Source organism: Corynebacterium sp. TAE3-ERU12 (assembly GCF_019209905.1).
In the GTDB taxonomy this organism is placed as follows: Bacteria; Actinomycetota; Actinomycetes; order Mycobacteriales; family Mycobacteriaceae; genus Corynebacterium.
The window spans coordinates 285,640-307,036 of record NZ_JAHUTM010000001.1 but is presented as its reverse complement, the minus strand read 5'-3'; the positions used below and the strand labels follow the sequence as shown (position 1 = coordinate 307,036).

At 63.8% G+C, this 21,397-nt stretch carries 22 protein-coding genes and 4 tRNA genes; 5 read left to right on the top strand and 21 right to left on the bottom strand.

The window, feature by feature from the left end:
• Window positions 1-24 precede the first annotated feature (24 nt).
• From KRX51_RS01410 to KRX51_RS01390, 5 genes are all read right to left on the bottom strand, one after another.
• Window positions 25-97 (bottom strand) — tRNA-Trp (locus KRX51_RS01410).
• A gap of 72 nt (window positions 98-169) precedes the next feature.
• Window positions 170-243: transfer RNA gene (locus KRX51_RS01405), tRNA-Met, on the bottom strand.
• A 64-nt stretch (window positions 244-307) separates the two neighbouring features.
• Window positions 308-380, bottom strand: a tRNA-Thr gene (locus KRX51_RS01400).
• A 290-nt stretch (window positions 381-670) separates the two neighbouring features.
• Window positions 671-755, bottom strand: a tRNA-Tyr gene (locus KRX51_RS01395).
• A gap of 128 nt (window positions 756-883) precedes the next feature.
• Window positions 884-1,924, bottom strand: a complete 1,041-nt coding sequence (locus KRX51_RS01390) for a polyprenyl synthetase family protein (protein ID WP_218361170.1) — start codon at window positions 1,922-1,924, stop codon at window positions 884-886.
• A 121-nt stretch (window positions 1,925-2,045) separates the two neighbouring features.
• Between KRX51_RS01390 and KRX51_RS01385 the strand changes: the two genes are divergently transcribed.
• Window positions 2,046-3,344 (top strand): geranylgeranyl reductase family protein, encoded by a 1,299-nt coding sequence (locus tag KRX51_RS01385; RefSeq protein WP_218361169.1) that lies wholly within the window; start codon window positions 2,046-2,048, stop codon window positions 3,342-3,344.
• Between the two features lie 13 nt (window positions 3,345-3,357).
• Here KRX51_RS01385 and KRX51_RS01380 read toward each other — a convergent pair whose 3' ends face one another.
• The 5 genes from KRX51_RS01380 to KRX51_RS01360 form a co-directional block, all read right to left on the bottom strand.
• Window positions 3,358-4,047, bottom strand: a complete 690-nt coding sequence (locus KRX51_RS01380) for a demethylmenaquinone methyltransferase (RefSeq protein WP_218361168.1) — start codon at window positions 4,045-4,047, stop codon at window positions 3,358-3,360.
• 110 nt (window positions 4,048-4,157) lie between these two features.
• Window positions 4,158-5,303 (bottom strand): glycosyltransferase family 1 protein, encoded by a 1,146-nt coding sequence (locus KRX51_RS01375; RefSeq protein ID WP_218362209.1) that lies wholly within the window; start codon window positions 5,301-5,303, stop codon window positions 4,158-4,160.
• Between the two features lie 34 nt (window positions 5,304-5,337).
• Window positions 5,338-5,826 (bottom strand): DUF3592 domain-containing protein, encoded by a 489-nt coding sequence (locus KRX51_RS01370; RefSeq protein WP_218361167.1) that lies wholly within the window; start codon window positions 5,824-5,826, stop codon window positions 5,338-5,340.
• Between the two features lie 2 nt (window positions 5,827-5,828).
• A complete protein-coding gene (gene menD, locus KRX51_RS01365) occupies window positions 5,829-7,559 on the bottom strand; it encodes a 2-succinyl-5-enolpyruvyl-6-hydroxy-3-cyclohexene-1-carboxylic-acid synthase (protein WP_218361166.1) in 1,731 nt (576 codons plus the stop codon).
• 60 nt (window positions 7,560-7,619) lie between these two features.
• Window positions 7,620-8,612, bottom strand: a complete 993-nt coding sequence (locus KRX51_RS01360; protein WP_218361165.1) for an o-succinylbenzoate synthase — start codon at window positions 8,610-8,612, stop codon at window positions 7,620-7,622.
• 49 nt (window positions 8,613-8,661) lie between these two features.
• On the opposite strand from KRX51_RS01360, the gene KRX51_RS01355 reads away from it, so the two are divergent.
• Window positions 8,662-9,609 (top strand): 1,4-dihydroxy-2-naphthoyl-CoA synthase, encoded by a 948-nt coding sequence (locus KRX51_RS01355; RefSeq protein WP_218361164.1) that lies wholly within the window; start codon window positions 8,662-8,664, stop codon window positions 9,607-9,609.
• A 119-nt stretch (window positions 9,610-9,728) separates the two neighbouring features.
• Here KRX51_RS01355 and KRX51_RS01350 read toward each other — a convergent pair whose 3' ends face one another.
• A complete protein-coding gene (locus tag KRX51_RS01350; RefSeq protein ID WP_218361163.1) occupies window positions 9,729-10,625 on the bottom strand; it encodes a trypsin-like serine protease in 897 nt (298 codons plus the stop codon).
• Window positions 10,626-10,798: 173 nt separating this feature from the next.
• Between KRX51_RS01350 and menE the strand changes: the two genes are divergently transcribed.
• Window positions 10,799-11,959, top strand: a complete 1,161-nt coding sequence (gene menE, locus KRX51_RS01345; RefSeq protein WP_218361162.1) for an o-succinylbenzoate--CoA ligase — start codon at window positions 10,799-10,801, stop codon at window positions 11,957-11,959.
• A complete protein-coding gene (locus KRX51_RS01340; protein WP_218361161.1) occupies window positions 11,956-12,846 on the top strand; it encodes a 1,4-dihydroxy-2-naphthoate polyprenyltransferase in 891 nt (296 codons plus the stop codon). The genes menE and KRX51_RS01340 overlap by 4 nt, the downstream gene beginning before the upstream one ends.
• 3 nt (window positions 12,847-12,849) lie before the next feature.
• Here the strand turns inward: KRX51_RS01340 and KRX51_RS01335 are convergent, their stop codons facing one another.
• Window positions 12,850-13,179 (bottom strand): DUF4229 domain-containing protein, encoded by a 330-nt coding sequence (locus KRX51_RS01335; protein WP_370624965.1) that lies wholly within the window; start codon window positions 13,177-13,179, stop codon window positions 12,850-12,852.
• A 41-nt stretch (window positions 13,180-13,220) separates the two neighbouring features.
• Between KRX51_RS01335 and KRX51_RS01330 the strand changes: the two genes are divergently transcribed.
• Window positions 13,221-13,463, top strand: coding sequence for a hypothetical protein (locus KRX51_RS01330; protein ID WP_218361160.1), 243 nt, complete (start codon window positions 13,221-13,223; stop codon window positions 13,461-13,463).
• A 3-nt stretch (window positions 13,464-13,466) separates the two neighbouring features.
• Here KRX51_RS01330 and rfbA read toward each other — a convergent pair whose 3' ends face one another.
• The 9 genes from rfbA to KRX51_RS01285 all read right to left on the bottom strand — a co-directional run bounded on the left by rfbA (window position 13,467) and on the right by KRX51_RS01285 (window position 21,373).
• The gene (rfbA, locus tag KRX51_RS01325; RefSeq protein ID WP_218361159.1) at window positions 13,467-14,342 is read right to left on the bottom strand and encodes a glucose-1-phosphate thymidylyltransferase RfbA; all 876 of its coding nucleotides are present in this window, start codon (window positions 14,340-14,342) and stop codon (window positions 13,467-13,469) included.
• A gap of 3 nt (window positions 14,343-14,345) precedes the next feature.
• Window positions 14,346-14,984, bottom strand: a complete 639-nt coding sequence (locus KRX51_RS01320; RefSeq protein ID WP_218361158.1) for a dTDP-4-dehydrorhamnose 3,5-epimerase family protein — start codon at window positions 14,982-14,984, stop codon at window positions 14,346-14,348.
• Window positions 14,985-14,988: 4 nt separating this feature from the next.
• The gene (gene rfbB, locus KRX51_RS01315; RefSeq protein ID WP_218361157.1) at window positions 14,989-15,996 is read right to left on the bottom strand and encodes a dTDP-glucose 4,6-dehydratase; all 1,008 of its coding nucleotides are present in this window, start codon (window positions 15,994-15,996) and stop codon (window positions 14,989-14,991) included.
• A 5-nt stretch (window positions 15,997-16,001) separates the two neighbouring features.
• Window positions 16,002-16,874, bottom strand: a complete 873-nt coding sequence (locus tag KRX51_RS01310) for a potassium channel family protein (RefSeq protein ID WP_255549337.1) — start codon at window positions 16,872-16,874, stop codon at window positions 16,002-16,004.
• 34 nt (window positions 16,875-16,908) lie between these two features.
• Window positions 16,909-17,256, bottom strand: a complete 348-nt coding sequence (locus tag KRX51_RS01305; protein WP_218361156.1) for a hypothetical protein — start codon at window positions 17,254-17,256, stop codon at window positions 16,909-16,911.
• Window positions 17,256-18,179 carry a c-type cytochrome biogenesis protein CcsB gene (gene ccsB / locus KRX51_RS01300; RefSeq protein WP_218361155.1) on the bottom strand — a complete coding sequence of 308 codons (924 nt, stop codon included), beginning with the start codon at window positions 18,177-18,179 and terminating at the stop codon, window positions 17,256-17,258. The genes KRX51_RS01305 and ccsB overlap by 1 nt, the downstream gene beginning before the upstream one ends.
• Before the next feature lie 111 nt (window positions 18,180-18,290).
• A complete protein-coding gene (locus KRX51_RS01295; RefSeq protein ID WP_255549336.1) occupies window positions 18,291-19,928 on the bottom strand; it encodes a cytochrome c biogenesis protein ResB in 1,638 nt (545 codons plus the stop codon).
• Between the two features lie 36 nt (window positions 19,929-19,964).
• Complete coding sequence (locus tag KRX51_RS01290) at window positions 19,965-20,753, bottom strand: cytochrome c biogenesis CcdA family protein (RefSeq protein ID WP_370625041.1); 789 nt, start codon at window positions 20,751-20,753, stop codon at window positions 19,965-19,967.
• Complete coding sequence (locus KRX51_RS01285; protein WP_218361154.1) at window positions 20,753-21,373, bottom strand: TlpA disulfide reductase family protein; 621 nt, start codon at window positions 21,371-21,373, stop codon at window positions 20,753-20,755. Before KRX51_RS01285 ends, KRX51_RS01290 begins: the two co-directional genes overlap by 1 nt.
• Between the last annotated feature and the right edge of the window lie 24 nt (window positions 21,374-21,397).

Below are 21,397 nucleotides of genomic sequence, written 5' to 3'. Positions count from 1 at the left end.
CGTGCTGTGCGTTGGTTGGATTTGCAGGGGCGACAGGACTTGAACCTGCAACCTGCGGTTTTGGAGACCGCTGCTCTGCCAGTTGAGCTACGCCCCTTCATCCGCAAAACTGCGAACGAATCCCAACCCTAGCACGGGGGCCGGTTGAGGTAGGTGACTGCGTCACCAGTAGCGATGGGGGGGATCGAACCCCCGACCTCACGATTATGAGTCGTGCGCTCTCACCATCTGAGCTACATCGCCGCAGTCCGTCTGCGCACTCCCCGGCGAACCGGTGCGGTCATGGACGGGGCGCACAAAAGAACAGAGCCCCCTGACAGAATCGAACTGTCGACCTTTTCCTTACCATGGAAACGCTCTGCCGACTGAGCTAAGGGGGCGTGGTTTCTCGCTTCCGACTCACCACTTTCGCAGTGCGCCGTGCGCTGAAGCCTCCGAAAGATTAACCAACAGCTAACGCTTAGAGCAAATCACCAGCGCAACGGCGGTTTTCTCACGCATTTATGTGTACCACGGTGTACTTATCCGCACCCGGTACGCACAACGCTTGCCCTATTCGGGCCTTCGCGCCCCTCACGCTGCCAGTATTGCGGGCATGTCCGGCTTCCCTACCCCGCCCCAGACAACACAAAAGGCGCCGCGTGGAATAACGTCCACGCGGCGCCTCAGGTGGTGCCAGATGATGGATTCGAACCAACGTAGGCAAAGCCGACGGATTTACAATCCGCTCCCTTTGGCCGCTCGGGCAATCTGGCGAAAAACCCTTTCGGGCGCGTTCCCTCTCGGGTGCGCATCACATGCTACACCAGAGGCCGCGAGTCAAAGCAAATCCGCAGCGCAACCAGGTAATCTACGCGCACTTTCAGCACCGTTGTCGGGCGGTTTAGCCCACCCGGTCGGCGGTGTAATCAAGTACGCGGCGCAGCGCGGACTTGGCCGGGATATCGGGCAGGTCGGCGATAGCGGCCTCGGCGCGTTCGGAGTACTTGCGTACGTCGGCAAGCGCCCGCTCAGCACCATTGGATTTGGAGAGCAGGCCCAGTGCTTCGTCGACAAGCCCATCGTCGGTGACCGGCCCGGTGAGGATCTCGCGCAACCGCGCACCGACAGCGGTATCCTCCCGCATGGCGTAGAGCACCGGCAGGGTGAACACGCCTTCACGCAGGTCCGTGCCGGGGATTTTGCCGGATTCGTCTTCCTTTGAGGAGATGTCGATGATGTCGTCGACAATCTGGAAGACCATCCCGACATTATGTCCGTAGTCAGACAGCGCCCGCACAGTGGCTTCATCAGCCCCGGCGTGCTTGGCGCCGAGGTGGCCGGCAGTGGCGATGAGCACACCGGTTTTTTCCTCGATGACCTTCAGGTAGTGCTCGACTTGGTCGCCGCCTTCGGGGCAGCCCAGGGATTCGCGCATCTGGCCGGTGACCAGGATTCGGAAGGTCTCAGCGAAGTGGGCCACCGCGTCGGTACCCAACTCGGCCAGCAGGTGTGAGGCCGAGGAGAACAACAGGTCGCCGGCGAGGATGGCGACGGAGTTATTCCAACGGGCGTTGGCGGAAGGAACACCGCGGCGCATGTCGGCTTCGTCCATGACGTCGTCGTGGTAGAGCGTCGCAAGGTGGGTCAGTTCGACCACGGTGGCGGCGGTGATGACGTCAGGCGAGTCTGGGTGTGTGCCGAATTGCGCAGCAAGCACAGCCAGCATGGGGCGGAAGCGTTTGCCGCCGGCGGCTGCGAGGTGGGTGACGTGTTCGGTGAGGAAGTCTTCGCCGCGGCCGAGTTCGCCGTCGATGCGTTCTTCGCAGGCCTGCATGCCGGCGGTGATAGTGGCTTCCAGTTCCGGGTCCCCTAGTGAAACGCTGGCAATACCTCGCCCACCTGTGCGCTGGGCGTTTTGAGCCTTGCTGCCGGCGGTAAGCATATAAGGGGTCCTGCCTCATCGGGTCTGGGGTTAACGTATCGAATCTAGCGTAATCTACGCCTGCCGGAGATCCTTTATGAACTCTCGTTGCGGACTTAAGACTCTCGGTTAGCCTGTGCCAATGAGCATTTCCGACGCTGCTGCCGCGCCCCCTGCCGTGCCCGCCGCTGTGGATGTGGTGGTTGTAGGTGGTGGCCCTGCTGGTTCAGCCGCCGCGATTCATGCCGCCCGGGCGGGTTTATCGGTACTGGTGGCTGATGCCCGCGAGTTTCCGCGGGATAAGACCTGCGGTGATGGGCTGACTCCGCGTGCGATTGCGGAATTGCGTCATCTTGGGCTTGCCGACGATGTCGTCATAACGGCGCGCAATAAGGGCCTGAAGTTGCATGGGTTTGGCCGCGATGTGACTGCACCGTGGCCCGATGGGGCGTTCCCGCAGGTTGGGGCGGCGATGGCCCGGCGCGAGTTCGATGCGCTGTTATTGGGCTATGCCGCCGAGTGCGGTGCCCAGGTCCTTGATGGGTATTCGGTGGTCGATGTCCATCGGCCGAGTGTGCGCACGGTGTCGCATGTGACGTTATCTGGCCCGGATGGCTCTCATGAGGTGCGCCTGCGTCATCTGATTGTGGCGGATGGGGTCCGCTCCCCCGTCGGTAAGCAACTGGGCCGTACGTGGCACCGCGACCATGTGTTTGGGGTTGCGGCGCGCTCGTACTGCACCACGGACCGGTGTGAGCCGTGGATCCATTCGGATGTGGAGTTGCGTGACGACGAGGGCGCCACCCAGCCCGGCTATGGCTGGATTTTTCCGTTGGGGGCCGATGAGAACGGCACCCAGCGGGTGAACCTGGGGTGTGGGGCGTTGGCGACGCAGCAGCGCCCGGCGCGGACGAATGTGAAGAAACTGCTGCGCCACTACGCGGGCCAGCAGCAACACCAGTGGAATCTCGGGGAGCCGCAGGATGTGACCTCGGCGTTGCTGCCGATGGGCGGCGCAGTCACTGGGGTGTCCGGTGTGAACTGGGCGTTGATTGGTGATGCGGCGGCGTTGGTGAATCCGCTCAATGGTGAGGGCATTGATTATGCGTTGGAGTCGGCGCGCCTGGTGGTGCGGCAGATAACGGCGGCGGTTGGCGACCCCGATGGGTTGTACTACGCCTGGCCGGCGTTGCTGCGCCAACACTATGGACCAGCGTTTTCGTTGGCGCGGCGGTTGGCTGGTTTGCTGACCATTCCCGGGTTCTTACCGGCGGCGGGCCCGGTGGGCATGGGGGCGCCGTGGGGTGAGCCGGTGATGGCCACAGCGGCGCGACTGATGGGCAATCTGGTCGATGAGTCGGACCGGGATGTGGTGGCCCGGCTGTGGCGCGCTGCGGGCCGGGTTTCGGCGGTCGCCGATACCCGCCAGCCGTGGGAGTAGCTGTTGGTGGCTGCTAGTCCGGTTTGCGGGCGGAGTGCATTGCGGCGATGCCGCCGGTGAGGTTTTGCCAGCCGCAATCGACCCAGCCGTTGGTGTTAATCAGGCGGGCCAGGGCTTCTTGGTCCGGCCAGGCGCGGATGGATTCGGCGAGGTAGACGTAGGCCTCCGGGTTGGAGGAGGCAGCGCGGGCGATACCGGGTAGCGCGGCGAGTACGAGGTTTTTGTACACCGCGGCCAATGGTGCCCAGGCGGGGGTGGAGAACTCGGCAACGGTGAGGCGACCGCCGGGTTTGGTGACCCGCGCCATTTCGCGCAGGCCGGCGGCGGGGTCGTTGATATTGCGCAGTCCCCAGGTGATGGTGACCGCGTCGAAGCTCTCATCGGCAAATGGCAGGTGCATGCCGTCGCCGCATACTTTCGGCACGGGGCGGTGCGCGCCGGCTTTGAGCATGCCGCGGGAGAAATCGCAAGCCACGCACCAGGCGCCGTTGTCGGCTAGCGCGATGGTGGAGATGGCGGTGCCGGCGGCGAGGTCGAGGACGCGTTCGCCGGGCCGGGGTGCCAGCCGCTTGGTGATGCGGCGGCGCCAGTAGCCGTCGAGTCCGGCGGTCATCACGGTGTTGGTGATGTCGTACCGCTTACCGACGGCGTCGAACATGGACGCTACTTCAGCGGGTTTTTTCTGCAGATCTGCCCTTGCCACGCAGGCCAGGCTACACGCCTGGGCGGGATTAGCGGTCGAGGCGCAACCAGGAGCGCAGGTTAGCTGCTAGTGCTACGCCGACGAACCGGCCCCGTCGGCGCAGGTGGCGCTTAGTGGACTTGGGAGTCTTCGCGAAACCGGGACTCAACGTCGGCCACCTCCGCGTAGTGGGACATCAACTCGTCGCCAAGCGCCTCCCAGCTGCGGTTGGCGACTGCGGCACGGCAGGTGGCGCGCAGGGCGTTGGAGGATGCCGCGCCGGTCCAGCGGTCCACGGCGTCGCACACAGTGTCGGCGAAGCTGTCCACCTCGAGCAGTTCCCCGTCGATACCGGGGTGGATGAGGTCGCGGGGGCCGCCCGCATTGGGGCCGATGGTGGGCACCCCGGAGGCGTGGGCTTCTTGGATGGTCTGGCAGAAGGTTTCCCATTCGCCGGGGTGCACGAAGCAGTCGAGGCTGGCGTAGGCCTCGGCGAGTTTGTCGCCGCCGAGCTGACCGGTGAATACGGCATTGGGCATGCGGTGTTCCAGGTCGGCACGGGAGGGGCCATCGCCGACGATGACGAGTTGAATATCGTCGCGGGCGTCGAGCTGCTCTAGGCGGTGCACGTTTTTCTCGGCGGCCAGACGCCCGACATAGCCGACGATGGGGTGGCCCTCGGGGCTCCACTGGCGGCGCAGTTCTTCATTGCGGTTCATCGGCTGGAAGCGTTCCAGGTCCACCCCGCGGCCCCAGTGGTGGATGCGTTTAATGCCGTGGCTTTCCAGGTCCGCGATGGTCGGCGAGGAGGGCGCGAGGGTACGACTACAGCTGTTGTGGATGGCCTTCGTCCAGTACCAGGCGAAAGTGGACATCAGCGACAGCCGGTAGTTATTGGCAAAACCGGCGACGTCGGTCTGGTAGATGGCGATGCTGGGCACGCGCAGGGCGCGGGCGGTGAAGGCCCCGGCGGCGCCGAGGACGAACGGGGAGGCCAGGTGAACCACGTCGGGGTGGAATTCGCGGATGGAGGTGGCAACTCGGCCATGCGGGACACCGATCGGCAAAGAATCAATCAGCGGCACCATCACCGTCGGCACGCGCACAATCTCGAAGCCTCGGTAAGACTCGATTTCTTCCTGGAAGGCCCGGGCCCCCGGTGCGATGACCAACGCCTCGTGGCCATGTTCGGCCAGGTAGTCAAGGACTCGGAGTACCGAGTTGGTCACACCGTTCATATTCGGGAGGAAAGACTCCGCCACAATCGCCACTCGCATACGCACAGCCTCCCAATCCCCGTTCACTAACGCGTTATCGCTCGGTGTCGGCGACACTATCGGTAAGTGAACGTCGGGTAGCCCGAACGCTGAACCACCACACCGGTGCCGCCAGGATGAACCCTCCCAGTAGGACGGAGACCGCAGGCAGAATAGCCAACGACCACCCTCGGCCCTGTACCCGCACTAAATCGGGGTTCGTCCGGTCATACTCAACCCGCACGCGTTGGCCAGGTTCAAGACCCACCGGGTAGAGCACCCCCACGGGCGGGGACCGGTATTCGCCGCTCTCATCAACAAAATCGACAGTGGTGCGCACAATGCTGACACTGCGCACCTCCGCAACGGCATTGCCGGTATGGGCGTCAATAGCGCGCCCCGACGACCACGCTCCCCACACCAGGCCCGCGCACGCAGCAGCCAAGGCTAACAGGAACACCAAAATGAACTGGCGCACCCGGCGTGGCCACCGAGACGGCCCCGAGTCGCGGGGGCCACGGACAGTGGGGATAAACCGGGCCATGACTAGCTGTGCCCCGGTTCGGCGCAGCCGGGGTGGCGCAGTTCGTGGTGCAGACTGCGCCGGGTGGTGCGGCTGGTGCGCAGTTCGACGACCCGGATGCCATCAACATCGGTATCGGGGTGCAGCAACTGCAGGGCTTCGCTGAGGGTGCTGGCCCGGCTATAGGCCACCCCATAGGCATCGCACAGAGCGGAAATATCCGCATCATGCGGGGTTCCGAAGACCCGCTCGAACTGGCTGCGCAGCGGCTCGGCACCGGCTTCGAGAATTTCGAAGATGCCGCCACCATTATCATTCGCCACCACGATGGTGAGGTTTTCCGGGCGGGGGTCATCAGGCCCAATGAGCAGAGAGCCGGCGTCGTGCAAGAAGGTCAGGTCCCCCATCAACGCGATGGTGCGCGGTGGGCGAATCTCGTCGGGGTGCGCCCGGTCGCTGGCCAAGGCCATGCCGATGGCGGTGGCAATAGTGCCGTCAATACCGGCGGCGCCCCGCCCCGAGTAGACACGCACCGCCGGGAAGGGCAGGCCGGTATAGGCGCAGTCACGCACCGCGCTTGAGGACCCGAGCACCACGGTGTCGCCGGTGCGCAGACTGTCGGTGAGTGCCGCTGCCGCGTGCAGGCCGGTAAAGCCGTAGGAATCGTCGGCAACTGCATCACGCACTACCCCCACAGAAGCAAGGGATAACTGCTCACACTGGTCTAGCCACTGCTGGGGTTGTTCCCCCACCAGCTGCACCTGCGGCACCGTGCGGTGGGCGCAGGCCCCTAAGTCCGCGTAGTCGGCGGCGCCCGGAAGCCCACCATTGGTGACCACCGTGATATCAATATCGGTCCTGCTCAGCAGTTGTGCCACAGCCCGGTGCAGCGTCGGCCGGCCAAGCACAATGATCTGCTGCGGCGGGACCGGCACGGACTGGCTGCCCAGGGCCGCTGCCGCCAAGGGGTGCACCGGGCAGTTCGAGACCGCTGGTGCCGACGGCTCCGCGATGGTCGGCAGCTCGGCGAGTTCCGGCAGGTCGGGGGCGTGGTCGCCGGCGATGACCAGCGTGGGCCGGGAAATATCGACCGTATGCACCGGCCGGCGCGGCGGCTGGCCCAGATGCTGGATATCGGTCCAGGTGGCGCCGTCGGCACGCCCGGGGGCAGTGTCGGCCAGCACATCATCATCAGGCACCAGCGGGTCGTCGAAACGCACATTGAGGTGCCCCGCACCGCCACGGCCAGGCTGCAGCATCGCGGCAATGAGCTTATCGACGGTGGCGCGCAGGCGGGCTTGAGCGCCAGCACTCAACGCAGCGGTGGCGTCAATATCGTGCGTGACGACGCTGGCGTCATCGAAAAGATGAGCCTGGGCGATGGTCTGGTTGGCGCCATACCCGTGGAACCAGGCGGGCCGGTCGGCGGTGAGAGCCAAGACCGGAATACCGGAATAGGTGGCCTCCACCATCGCGGGCAGTAAATTAGCCACGGCAGTACCAGAGGTCGTCAGTACCGGGGTGGGGCGCTGTGTTGCTGCTGCTAGGCCGAGGGCCAAGAACGCGGCACCCCGCTCGTCCATCCGCACATGCAGGCGCAGCCGCCCTTCTGCTTCTGCGCGGGCACATTCGCGGGCCAGGGGCGCAGAGCGCGACCCTGGGCACACGATGGCATCGCGCACGCCGGCGCGGATCAGCTCATCGACGATAACCGCCGCGGCAACTGCGGCCGGGGCACTGCTGGGTTCTGCCATGTCGTTAAGGGTATCCGGTCGCTATAGCGCGCCGGTATCGGATCACATCTGAAGTGGCTCCTATTGCCTGCGCAGCACCTCAGCGCACGCTTCTACTCGCTCACACCACCACCGGCGGCGTGATTCCGGGGCGGCGAATTCGACCAGCGCGTCCCGGTCCGGTTCCAGGGGGCAGACCTCAAGCTGACCATCGACAATGCGCCGGGGCGGACACACGTCATGCTCGAATAAGGCCCCGGTGGCCAGTCCCGCCGGGGCGGGGTCCGGCAATGAGGCGGCGGTGATCAGCCCGGCGTACATACCCACCGCCGAGTCCAGGGCAGAGGACACCGTCACATCGAGTCCGTGCTCGGCCAGCTGCCCGGCAAGGTCTAAAAATGCCTTCGGCCCGCCCATAGGCGCGGCCTTGAGCACTGCCACGTCGGCTGCGTCGGCACGCACTACTTCCCAGGGGTCAGCGGCGCGGCGGATGGACTCATCAGCGGCGATCCGCACTGGCAGTTCTTCGGCCCGGCAGCGGCGGCGCACTTCGGCAAGCTCGGCGACGCTGGGGCAGGGCTGCTCGATATAGTCCAGTGCACCATCGGCGGTGAGTTCGCGCAGTGCGGTCATGGCTTCTTCCACAGTCCAGCCACCATTAGCGTCGCAGCGCACCTGCATGTTCGGGCAGGCGGCGCGCACCGCGGCGACTCGGGCGATGTCTTGCTCGAGGGTGCTGTCCCCGGCGACTTTGACCTTGGCGACGCTCGCCCCTGGGTAGCGGTTGAGGATATCGGCGACATTATCGGCCGGAATATCGGGCACGGTGGCGTTGATCGGCACCCACCGGTGGCGCGGGGTGGGCAGGTCGCCGCGCCAGATGGAGACGCAGCTGCGCAGCCAGTTGGCGGCTTCTGGGGGTTGGTATTCGGGGAAGGCGCCGAATTCGGCCCAGCCGTGCTCACCTTCGACGAGAAGCAGTTCGCGGGTGGTGATGCCACGAAATTTGGTGCGCATGGGCAGCGCGACGACGTGGGCGCAATCAAGGAATGTTGCTACTTCTGCCGGGTGCATATCTGCCACGCTACCGGCCGGTGGCGCGCGTGCTGGCTACCCTTGTTTTATGACTGATTCCCCATTCCGTCCCGAGCAGTGGGCTGTGGTGCCCGGCTTCGAGGATCTGACCGATATCACCTACCACCGGCATACCGGCGAGGGGCGCGCTAATGGCATTGTGCGCATCGCTTTTGACCGCCCGGAGGTGCGTAATGCCTTCCGCCCGCACACGGTTGATGAGCTGTACCGGGCTGTGGATCATGCCCGGCGGTCGCCGGATGTGGGCGTGGTGCTGCTCACCGGTAATGGCCCGTCGCCGAAGGATGGTGGCTGGGCGTTTTGTTCCGGCGGTGACCAGCGTATTCGGGGCCGCTCGGGGTACCAGTACGCCGGCAGCCACGACAGTGATGTCATTGCTGCCGATGAGTCTTCGGTTGATACCGCCCGGGCGAAGGTCGAGGGCGGTCGGCTGCACATCCTGGAGGTGCAGCGCCTGATCCGCACCATGCCGAAGGTGGTTATTGCGGTTGTGAATGGTTGGGCTGCTGGTGGTGGCCACTCACTGCATGTGGTGTGTGACCTGACGTTGGCTTCGCGTGAGCATGCCCGGTTTAAGCAGACCGACGCCGATGTGGGCAGCTTCGATGCCGGTTATGGTTCGGCGTACCTGGCGAAGCAGGTGGGCCAGAAATTTGCCCGCGAGATTTTCTTCCTGGGCCGCTCCTATGATGCGGAGACCATGCACCGGATGGGCGCGGTGAATGAGGTCGCCGATCACGCGGACTTGGAGGACACTGCGGTGGAGTGGGCGCGGGCGATTAATGGCAAGTCGCCGACGGCTCAGCGGATGCTGAAATTCGCCTTCAACCTCACCGATGATGGCCTGATGGGTCAGCAAGTTTTTGCTGGTGAGGCCACTCGCCTGGCGTATATGACCGATGAGGCTGTGGAAGGCAAGGAGGCGTTTTTGGAAAAGCGCGCCCCGAACTGGGAGGAGTTCCCCTTCTATTACTAGGTCGGCCTAGCTGGGTGCTTGGCTGGCTGGCGATATGCCAATGGGCCCGCTTCCTCATTGTTGAGGAGGCGGGCCCATTGCTGTGGCGGGCTTAGGTGCCGTCTACAGGTGCGCAGTGATTACTCACCGGCGGGGACGGAGCCCTGAATGATGTCGACGATATCGGAGGAGCCGACGGGCAGCTCACCGAAGTAGGTGCGGGGGTTGAGGCCGCGCGGGAACCATTCCTTCAGCGGAACCGGGATCAGGGCCTGGTTCGGGGCGACCGGGACGTCGGTGGCCGGCTGGGTCGGGTTGGTGGCGATGGTGTTCTGGATCCAGTCCTTCTGCGGGGTGGTGGCAGCGTGGATGAAGTAGCCACTGGAGGTCACCGGGACCAGGATGCTACCGGAGATACCCATGGACAGGACGCCAGCGATCTTGCCGTCGACAAACAGCGGTCCGCCGGAGTCACCCTGCTGGAGCTTGGTGGGCAGCTCGGACTGGGTCAGGTAGCCAAGGCCGTCGCCGAACTCGGGCTGATTGACGTTGTCGCGGACGGTGACGGTGTCAGTCGGCAGGTAGTCGAACTGACCCTGGCCCAGCGGGGACCAGCCGTAGACGCGAGCCTCGGTTTCCGGGGCCGGATTGGTGGTGGCGATCTCCGGGTAGTAGCTCAGGCCCATGTCCTCGGTGACGTGAATCAGGGCGACATCGCCAACCGGGGCAACTTCCCAGTGGTTGATCTGGAAGCGGGCCGGGTCTTCGCCCTGGCCAACGAGCACGTTGCCGGCGAAGGTGTCGGTGTCCTCAACACAGTGGTGGGCGGTGACGACCCACTGCGGGGCAATCGCGGTGCCGGTGCAGGCAGCAGCGCCACCCTCGTTGTCAACGGCGATCTGGAGCCGGACGACGGCCTGAGCCTCACCGGATTCTTCGTCAGACCAGTCGGCCCAAGCGAGGGCGCTGGCGGGGGCGGCGGCCAAGCCGATGGATACAGCGGCGGTGGCCGCAACAGCGGCAGTACGACGGAACATGTAGTGGACCTCTCTAAAAATGCAAAAGCGTGGGATTCACACTGTGTATCGGAGGTTACCCTAATGCGTTACACCCTTACGAGGGGAAAAATCCGCACCTCCATTTGACAGCAATACCACTTTTGCCCCACTGGTAACTCCTACCCCTCTGGCCACACAGGTAGACTGCTGCCATGTCTCGCGCCCTGGCGGAATTACCGGTACCTACTGGCCCAGCAGTCACCGGAATCCTGGATTCACTCTCCGATGCACTCGCCGGAAAAACCTCACTTCTGCCCACCCCGATAGCGCATCCCGAACGAGCCCAATTACTGCGCGAAACCCAACGCGTCGGACAGCCCATTGATAGCGATATCGCCCTTATAGCCTGCACTTCCGGCTCCACCGGCACCCCTAAAGGCGCCCTGCTGTCGCCGGCCAATCTCACCGCCGCCATCGAAGCCACCCACACCCGCTTAGGCGGCGACGGGCGTTGGCTACTGGCCACCCCAGCGGACCATATTGCGGGCCTGATGGTGCTCCTGCGCAGCCTCCATGCGGGCTTCACACCTGAAGTGATTGATCTCACAGGTGGTTTCTGCCCCGGTACGCTCTGTTCAGCTATCACCACAATGGCCGGGCCCAGGCGCTACCTATCCCTGGTGCCACTCCAACTCGCCAAGGCACTCACCCACCCCGGCGCCACCGAGGCTCTCGCAGAACTCGACGCCGTCCTCGTCGGCGGCCAAGCAATCGCCCCCGACCTCCTCGCCCGCGCCCGCGAAGCCGGCATCACGGCGGTCACCACCTACGGTTCCTCCGAGACCTGCGGCGGTGTGGTCTACGACGGCCAACCACTCCCCGGAGTCACAGTGGGGCTCAGCGCCGGCCGGCTCACCCTCACCGGGGCTATGGTCGCCCGCGGCTACCGCACCGGAGACCACCCGGATCTAGCTCATGGCACATTCACCACCAGCGACCTTGGCGCCATCGCCGCCGACGGGCAGATCAGTGTCCTTGGCCGCGCCGATGACATGATCATCTCCGGCGGCCTGAAACACCTGCCCCGCGATGTCGACGCCGCCCTCACCGACCTGCCCAGCATCTCTGCAGCAGCCACCGTCGGCATCGCAGACGACCATCTTGGCCAGGCCATGGTGAGCCTCGTGGAACTTGCCGACGGCGCCTCCATCACGCAGGCCCGCGCCGATCTGGCCGCCCAGATCCCTGATAAACACTCCCGGCCGCGCGCTATCTACCCCGTGTCTGGGCTACCAACCCTGCCCAGCGGCAAAATAGATCGGGCCGCGGTGCGCCACATCGCCGCGCAGCAGTACAACCGGAAGGACGCATGAGCACCCACCACTCCCCCACTGTCCGCGACTGGTTAGGCGCCGCCCGCCCCCACACCTGGGGAAATGCCTTCGCACCGGTGCTGGCGGGCCTAGCCGCCACCATCACCCACGACGATATTTCGCTCCCCCGGGCGCTTCTGGCAGCAGTGGTGGCCTGGGCGCTCATTATTGGCGTGAACTTCGCCAATGACTATTCCGACGGTGTCCGCGGTACCGACGATGACCGCACCGGGCCAACCCGCATCACCGCCGCTGGTGTGGTGCAGCCACAGACGGTGAAATATGCCGCCTTCGCCGCTTTCGCGGTCGCAGCGGCAGCAGGTATCACCTTGTCGCTACTATCCGCCTGGTGGCTCATCCTTATCGGCGCGGTGTGCATCCTGGCCGCCTGGTTCTACACCGGCGGGGACAACCCCTACGGCTACCGGGGCCTGGGCGAAGTGGCGGTTTTCATTTTCTTCGGCCTGGTGGCCGTTATGGGTACCGAGTTCACCCAGTCCGGCCGAATCTCGTGGGTGGGTCTATTACTGGCGATCGGTATGGGCGCCATCTCCGCCTCAGTCAACCTTGTCAATAACCTGCGCGATATCCCCACTGATACCCAGGCCGGCAAGGTCACTCTCGCAGTCCGCTTGGGCGACGCCAACACTCGTACATTGTGGCTGGCTCTGGTGTTAACCCCAGTGGTTGTCACCATCATCATTTGGCTGCTGGGGCACCCAACGGTCATCCTCAGCCTCGTCTTTTTTGCGCGGTTACCCATCGCCACGGTGCGATCCGGGGCGCAGGGCACCAAGCTCATTCCGGTGTTGGGCCAGGTTGGTCAGGTTATGACCGCATGGGCCGCGTTGGCGCTACTCACCCTATGGCTGCCGACTGTGCTGTAGGTCCTAGTCCTCTTCTCGGTCGGCGAGCTCAGCGCGCACATACTCCTTATGCGCCTTGCGGTTCGCTGCCCACCTGGCCATTGCCGCATTGGCATTGGCCTGCAACCGCGGGAAAACGAATACCGACAGCGGCATGGCAATAATGAGGGCGAGTACGGCAAGCACCGCCATCGGCACATAGGCACCGACCAGCGACGAAATCAACGCCAACAACAAGGTGAGGGCGATCAGCAGTGCGATGCGGGCCAGGAGGTACCACGCCACCGGCCCGGCGACGCCGGACGAGGCCGCTGGCGTGGTGTTTTCGGTGGTGTCTTTAGCTGCAATGCTCACGCGGTTAGTCTACGTATCAAGCAACGACTAGGAGGTGCCAGGTGGGCCGGATTCTCATTCTTCTGCTCATCATCGCTGCGGTGGTGCTGTTATGGAAAGCCTTCGGCCCCGGCGCAGATATCTACCGTCGCAATAACACCAGGCCAGCGACTCCACCGCCGCCGAAAGGCCCGGATGATGATGAGGACTTCCTCTGGCAACTGCGCAAGAAAAACTATGAGGAAAAGCGCCGGCAGCAGCAGGATAAGCCTGACGACGACCACCCCGACGGCCACGCCACCTGAGCGTTATACATCCTTGCCGCGCCGCAAAAGTTGCGTGAGATACGCCCCATAACTGGACTTGGCCTGCGCCTTAGCGGCGGCGGCGAACTCGGTGTCACTTAAATACCCCATCCGCCAGGCGACTTCCTCCGGGCACCCAATCTTCAACCCTTGGCGCTGCTCAATGGTGCGCACAAAATCACCGGCAGCCATCAGGGTCTGTACCGTGCCGGTATCCAACCAGGCAGTCCCGCGCGGCAGAATCTCCACCTTGAGGCGCCCCTGCTGCAGATACGCCCGGTTGATATCGGTGATTTCCAGCTCCCCGCGTTCCGACGGCGCAAGCCCGCGGGCAATATCGACCACACCGCTGTCGTAGAAGTACAAACCCGGTACCGCGAAATTCGACCGTGGGTGGGCGGGTTTTTCCGCAATGGACGTCGCCCGCCCGTCGGCATCGAAATCGACTACCCCATAAGCACCCGGGTCAGCGACCCAGTAGGCGAAAATCGCGCCGCCATCAACGTCGTTAAAGCGACGCAGCTGGGTGCCCAGGCCCGCTCCGTAGAAAATATTGTCGCCAAGCACCAGGGCTACCGAGTCATCACCAATATGGTCCGCGCCGATAATGAACGCCTCGGCTAGCCCGCGCGGGGCGTCTTGGACCGCGTAGCTCAGCGACACCCCGAACTGGGAACCATCACCTAAGAGCCGGTGGAACTGCGGCGCGTCTTCTGGGGTGGTGATGATGAGAATATCGCGCACCCCGGCCAGCATCAGTGTCGACAGCGGGTAATAAATCATCGGCTTGTCGTAGACCGGCACAAGCTGCTTGCTCACCCCAATGGTGATCGGCCGCAGCCGAGTGCCCGTACCGCCGGCCAGGATGATGCCCTTCATGGCCTAGGCCTCCCCCATCGACTCTGCCCACATATTGCGCAGGTCATTCTCGTAGGCCCGGCAGTCTTCCCACCGCGGCAGCCTATCGCCGAGCGTGCCGACGGTGGGGGCTGCCTGGTCTTTTTTCGACAGCACCCGCGGCATGCCGCCCAGGATAGCGTCAATATCGATACCCAGATCGGGGTCGTCAATACTGACCGCATGTTCGGCATCAGGGTTATAGCCGGTGCTGGTGAGGTAGGCGATAACGGTGGTCTCATGGGCGACGAAAGCGTGGCCGACACCCACAGGCAGGTACACCACCTTCCGGCTGTCCCCGCCGAGTTCCACGGTGATGTGCTGACCGAAGGTGTCCGAACCGCGACGTAAGTCAACGATGATGTCGGTGGCGCGGCCCGAGGGGCAGGTCACCAACTTCGCCTGCCCGGGCGGCACATCGGCGAAGTGGATGCCGCGCACCACCCCGGCTGCCGAGGTGCTCATATTGGCCTGTTCGGGGATGAACGGGTAGCCCAGGGCCTCGGCGAAGGCGTCAGCTTTGAACCATTCGTGGAACGCACCGCGGTTATCTGAGTGCACCACGGGGTCGAAGGTGAAGACGCCGGCCAGTTCGGTGGGCTGATAGGTGCCTCGAGTGCTCATGGCCTCAGGTTAGCGGCGATTCGGTGGTCGCGTACTGAGCCTCGGCGGCGGCGTAGGCCGGACGCCACCATTGTTCGTTATCCCGGTACCACTGCACGGTATGCGCCAGGCCGGTGGCGAAGTCACTGTGTGCCGGCGCCCACCCCAGCGCCCGAGTCGAGGCGGGGTCAATGGCATAACGACGGTCATGGCCGGGCCGGTCAGTGACCCGAATGAAATCATCGCGACTACGGCCAAAGCATTCCAGCAGGTCACCGGCGACGTCGATATTGGCGCGCTCCCCATCAGCACCGATGAGGTAGGTCGCGCCGATCTCGCCATGATCCAGGATGGCCCACACCGCATCATTGTGGTCGTCGACATGGATCCAGTCGCGAATATTGCGCCCATCGCCGTACACCCGCGGGACCTGGCCGTCGATAAGCCCACAGATCTGGCGGGGAATGAACTTCTCCGGGTGCTGCCGGGGGCCGTAATTATTCGAACAACTAGAGATCGTCGCCGCGGTGCCATGGGAGCGCACCCAGGCGCGAACAAAATGGTCCGCAGCAGCCTTCGACGCCGAATACGGGCTCGACGGCCGGTACGGGGAATCAGGGGTGAACCGGGCCGGGTCATCAAGGTCCAGGTCCCCGAACACCTCATCGGTGGAGATCTGGTGAAACCGCACCCCATGCCGGGTGGCGGCCTGGAGCAGCGTCACAGTGCCATTGACATTGGTGGTGACGAAGGGGTCAGCGTCGGCAAGCGAATTGTCGTTATGCGACTCGGCGGCGAAATGCACCACCACATCCACGCCTTTGGTGAGCGTATCGACCAGTTCCTCATTTCGGATATCACCGCGGATGACCTCGCACAGCTGCGTGCCGTCAGTATCGCGGAGATTGTCCTCATGGGCGGCGTAGGTAAAAGCGTCGAGCACCGTGACCTGCGCCTCCGGGCGAGTGGCCAGGGTGCGGCGAACAAAATTGGAGCCGATGAACCCGGCGCCACCAGTAACGAGAATCCGCATGGGCGCTAGTCTAATTGCCCCGGCTTGTGCTCAGCACGGTGTTCATCCGGGTCGGTGTTGTCCCCCGAGTTGTCCCCCGCACCGTGCACCTCATCGCGCAGCTGCTGCACCTCATCGCGCAGCGCCCGGATCTCCTGCAGCATTTCCGCATCACGGGCAGCGTCATCACCATTGGATACCTGCTGGACCAGCCAGGACGCCACAGTCGCGGTGACAATACCGACAAGGGCGATACCGCTGATCATCAGCAACGCGGCAGTAACGCGCCCCTCGGAGGTCACCGGGGCGATATCGCCATAGCCGACGGTGGTGACCGTCACAATGGACCACCACAGCGCATCCCAGAAAGAGTTCACATCACTCGCCGGGTCGGAACGCTCTGCGGAGTAAATGGTCAGCGAACCCACCAGCAACAGCAACACCGTGGAGGCCACGGTGTACATCGCCACTGTCACACGTACCGACGAGGCAGAAAACCGCTGGGCCAGCACCAGCACGCTCACCACACGCAGGATGCGCAGTGGCCGGAACATGGGCAGAACCACCAGCGCCAACTCATGCAGGTGGCGAATGAACCAACTGCCGCGCTCCTCGGCAAGCCCTAAGCGCACGAAATAGTCGATGGCGAAACAGGCCCACACCAGCCACATGCCGGCATCAGCAATGCGGGTCAGCGTGGAACCGGCAGTACCCAGCGAGGACCAGGCGTAGAGCAGCAGAAAGATGACCGAAAGCAGCAGCAGCGGCCCTTCGGCACGACGCTCCCACCGCTCACGCTTGGACAAATCCGGTGAAATCGTGGGGCGGAAAATCGAGTCCAGAACGTCTTTGACAAGCTGCCACATGCTGCGGGTGCGTTGCTTAGCTTTCGAAGGCATCAGAATACGGTCAACCTCGGCAGGGGTCGGGGACTTAGGACGTTAGCTGGTCTCCATGAACACGCCAGTAGGCCACTGCGTGCAGCAGCAACACCAAGAAACCACCGTAGAACAGCAAGGTGGCGGCCACATCGGCAACTGTTGACAGGTCCAGGCCCCAATCCAATAGGGCCATCACCGAGCCGACCAGCAGCAAACCAATCGACAGCCGGCGCGCAATGGGGTGCGCCAGGCCCACCACCCAGGACTCCGGGAAAAGCCCGGCCAACGCCAGGATGACACCAAGGCCAATGGTGGGTTCACCCAGCCCACCGGGGGCCATCAGAGTGAACAGCACACCGACGGAGATAAGAAAAGCGGCAAGCGCTCCGATGCGTCCCATTAGTTCAACCCCGCGTAAGAATGCAGGCCGGAGACGACCATATTGATGAAGAACAGGTTGAACACCATCGTCGCGAAGGCCACGACATTGATCCACGCCGCCAGGTGATTACGCCACCCCGACGTAGCGCGGGCGTGGAGATAACCGGCGTAGAGAATCCAGGTGATGAAGGAGGTTGTCTCCTTCGGGTCCCAACCCCAAAAGCGACCCCAGGCGGCCTCGGCCCAGATGGCACCGAAAATCACGCCCAGGCCGAAAATCGGGAAAGCCCAGATGGCGGTGCGGTAGGCGATGGTGTCCAGGGTGCGGGCACTGGGCAGCGGCCGGGCCAAGGCCCCCAACCACCCGGATTCCTTCCCCAAAGGCTGGTTCATGCGCAGCAGGTACAGCACCGAGGCCACACCGGAGAGCAAGAAAATCGACGCGCCGACAACCACCGTGGAAACGTGGATCGGGAACCAGAAGGACTTCAGTGCCGGCACCACTGGCGCCGATTCGGCGTAGAGCTCCGTGCCGCCGTAAAACATCAGCCCCACAACCGGGGTGAGCAGGAACGGCCAGAACACGCGCAATTCATTACGGCGCAGCACACCGGCGGCGATAATCATGGCCACCAGGGTGAAGACGGCAACGTACTCGTACAGGTTGCCCCACGGGAACCTGGAGGCAGAAAGGCCACGCAGCACCACCGCAGCAAGGTGGATGGCGATACCCAGGTAGAGCACCATCTCGCTCATTGAGCCAAGGCGGTCGACCTTATCGGAGCGGATATGGTCATCTGCCGAGGCTTCTGCACGGGCTTCGAGCAGGGCTTTGCACCGCACGTAATAGGCGATGAACAGCAGCAGGGCCACCGCGTAGACGACGAAGGCTGACTTAAAAGACAGGTCCGACGCGTCCGCGAGGGTCTGGTTAACGGGCATAGGGCCACTCCATCGGTGATTTGGAGCAATAAGGATACGCCCTACGGTAGCGCGGCCAGCGGCACTGCCAAAAGCTCAGCTACCCAGCGCTGTCCACGACGCCGGCCAGAACTACTCTTCTTCGGGTTCTTCCCGCCCCGTCACCGCGCGCACGAACTCCTCGAACTCACTGCCCCAACCGGCCCGGTCAGTGCGGGAAAGACCACCGAACTCGACGTGGGTGGTGCCATCAGCATTATCCCGCAACCGCACCCACACCCGGCGGCGCTTAATCAGCAGCGACACCACCAGCCCAGAGAGCATCATCGCAGCGGCCAGCAGCACGAATTTCTGGGTGGGGTCGTGGGCAACCTGAAGGTTGACGAATTCCTTCGCGCCGAGGAACTCCAATTCCGTGCCGTCATCAAGTGTCACCGACTCACCGGCTTTGAGGTTGACGCGGGTGAGTTTCTCCAACTGGCCGGAGTGCATCAGGGACCGGTCCAGGCTGAACAGATCCTGGCTGCGGCCAGTATCCAGGCCCGCATCACCACGGTAGACATCAATGGCCACCGCAGGGTCGGTCAGCTCCGGGTAGGAGGAGGACAGCAATTCGCCCTTTTCCCCGGTGAACTGGGCGGTCGGGGCGAACAGGCCCTCAATGGCGATCTGGTGCTGGCGACGCTCGTACAGGTCCGGGTACGTCCCGGGTGGCGGGTCGAACCGCAGCGCACCGGAAGACAGGAAGAAGGTCGGGTCATCGGGGCGGAACTGCACAATATCGGTGCGCGATTCCCCTTCTGGCCAGGTGATTTTAAAAGCCGGTGCGAAACCGTGGCCCTGCAGGTAAACCCGGTCGCCGTCGATCCGTAGCGGGTGGTTAACCGCCAGGGTGTACGGCGTCCACTCCGATACCGGTTTGCGCAGGGAATCAGCGTCGGCATAGCGAATCCGGGAGGTGAACATCTCGGCCTGGCCGGTGGGCAGGTACTCAGCCTTAAAATCCTCAACCTGCACACAAAACGGGGTAAGCCCAGTGCCGTCGAAAAGGTTGCCGTAGCGCAGCGAGTCATAATTCGCCGCCGCGGTATTACAAAACGGCTGACTGGTGGCGGCTGCCACCTCAGGCCCGGAAATATCGTCCCCGGTGGGGGTGAGCTGGATGACCTGGCCTTCGTAGTACACCAACCGCCCGGCGGCGATGGTGAGCAGCAGCACCACCAAACCCAGGTGGAAAACGAGGTTGCCGAATTCGCGCAGGTAACCGCGCTCAGCGGAGATGGACAGCGCCCCGGCCCGGTCGTCTTCGGCTGCGGTTTCGGTGGTATGCCACTTGCGGAGGCGGTGGATGACGTCGGCACGCACCTCATCAATAGGCTTGCCGACGGTGTCCTCGTCATGCATCGGAAGCCGGCCGAGATTACGCGGCGCGCGAGTCGGCGGGGTGCGCATGGCCTTGTAGTGCTCCCAGGCGCGCGGCAGGATACAGCCCACCAGGGACACGAATAGCAGCACATAGATGGCGGTGAACCACACCGACGAGAACACGTCGAATAGCTGCAGTTTGTCGAAAACCTCGGCCATAGTGCCGTTGTTTTCCAGGTATTCGTAGACCTTCGCCTGGTTCAGTGAGCGTTGCGGCAACAGTGCCCCAGGCACGGCGGCGAACGCCAGCAAGAACAGCAGGATCAGGGCGGTACGCATGCTGGTTAGCCAACGCCATGCTGCGCGCACGGGGCGCATCAGTAATGCGCGGGAAGAACCGGGCATGAGGGGGCCGTCCTTAGTAGTCGGGGCGCGACAACACTAGATGGGGCTAGTGGCGTCGGTAGCGAATGTGGATTGGATCCAGGATACGAACACGTCCCAGGTACCCGTCAGCAGGGCCACACCAACGGCAACGAGCATCACACCGCCGATGACCTGGATGGTGCGGGAGTGCTTACGCAGGACATCCACCCCACGCATCGCAGAGACCGAACCAATCGCCAACAGCACAAAAGGCAAACCCAGGCCCAGGCAGTAGGCGATGATGAGGGCAATGCCGCGTGCGGCGGTCCAGCCGTCGGTGCCAGCGGCGATCGACATGATGCCCATCAGCGTCGGGCCCAAACACGGGGTCCAGCCGAGAGCGAAAATCGCGCCGAGCAGTGGCGCGCCCAACCAGGTAGCTAGGCGCCGCGGGGACATGCGGGTATCGCGCTGCAGGGCGGGGATGAAGCCCATAAAAGCCAGGCCCATGATGATGGTGATAATGCCGCCGGCGGTGGTCAGCGTCGACTGGCTGATCCGCAGCGCGGAGACCATGCCGAATACGGTGGCCGACCCCAGCACGAAAATAACCGTGAACCCGGCAACAAACGCCAGTGCGGCCAGCCCGGCGCGGGAGCGCGCCTTGGGACTATTCGAGCCTGCGGCCCCGGCCAGGCCAGTCAGGTAGGACACATAGCCTGGCACTAGGGGGATCACGCAGGGGCTGGCGAAGGACACCAGGCCCGCGGCGGCAGAGGCCAGCAGGGCCAGCAGGATGGGTCCGGTGGTGACGGCATCAGAGAACTGCTCCCCGATGGAGCCTGCTTGGGCGAGGACGGTAATCACTGCTCGGCTGCGACCTTCTGGATGATGTCTTTCAGTTCATTCTGATCGGTGGCTTTGAGCAGCACCATGGCTGGGCGGTGCTGCCGATCCAGGATGACCGTGGTGGGAATCACCGACGCTGGCAGCCCACCCATCGCGGAGGCGTTAACGAAGGGCGGGTCGTAGATGGAGGGGAAGGTCAGCCCATTATCGTCGAGGAAATCAGCGGCGGCCTGGCGCACATTATCGCGCACGTTAATGCCCAAAACGGTGCCGATTCCGTCGTCCTGCATCCATTCGTGCACCACTTGCAGGTCATCGGATTCGGCTCGGCATGGCCCGCACCACTGCCCCCAGGCGTTGAGCACAACGACCTGTCCTTCATAGTCGGACAGGTGTAGTTCCTTATCGGGGTTGCGCACACTGGGCCCGTAGATCTCCCCGACGGGCTGGCGTTGCTCCGGCGGGTATTCGATCTGGTTCTGTCCACCTGGGGAGACGAATTCGAATTCCCCGCCGATGGCGACCGCGTCGTGGCCGACGGTGTCGTCTGCGCCGCAGCCGACCAGTGTGGCCGCGCAGGCGGCAGCAACCGCAGTCACAGCGGCGGTGCGGGTGAATGATGTGCGCAGGGTCATCAAATGACCTCCAATATGGGTGGG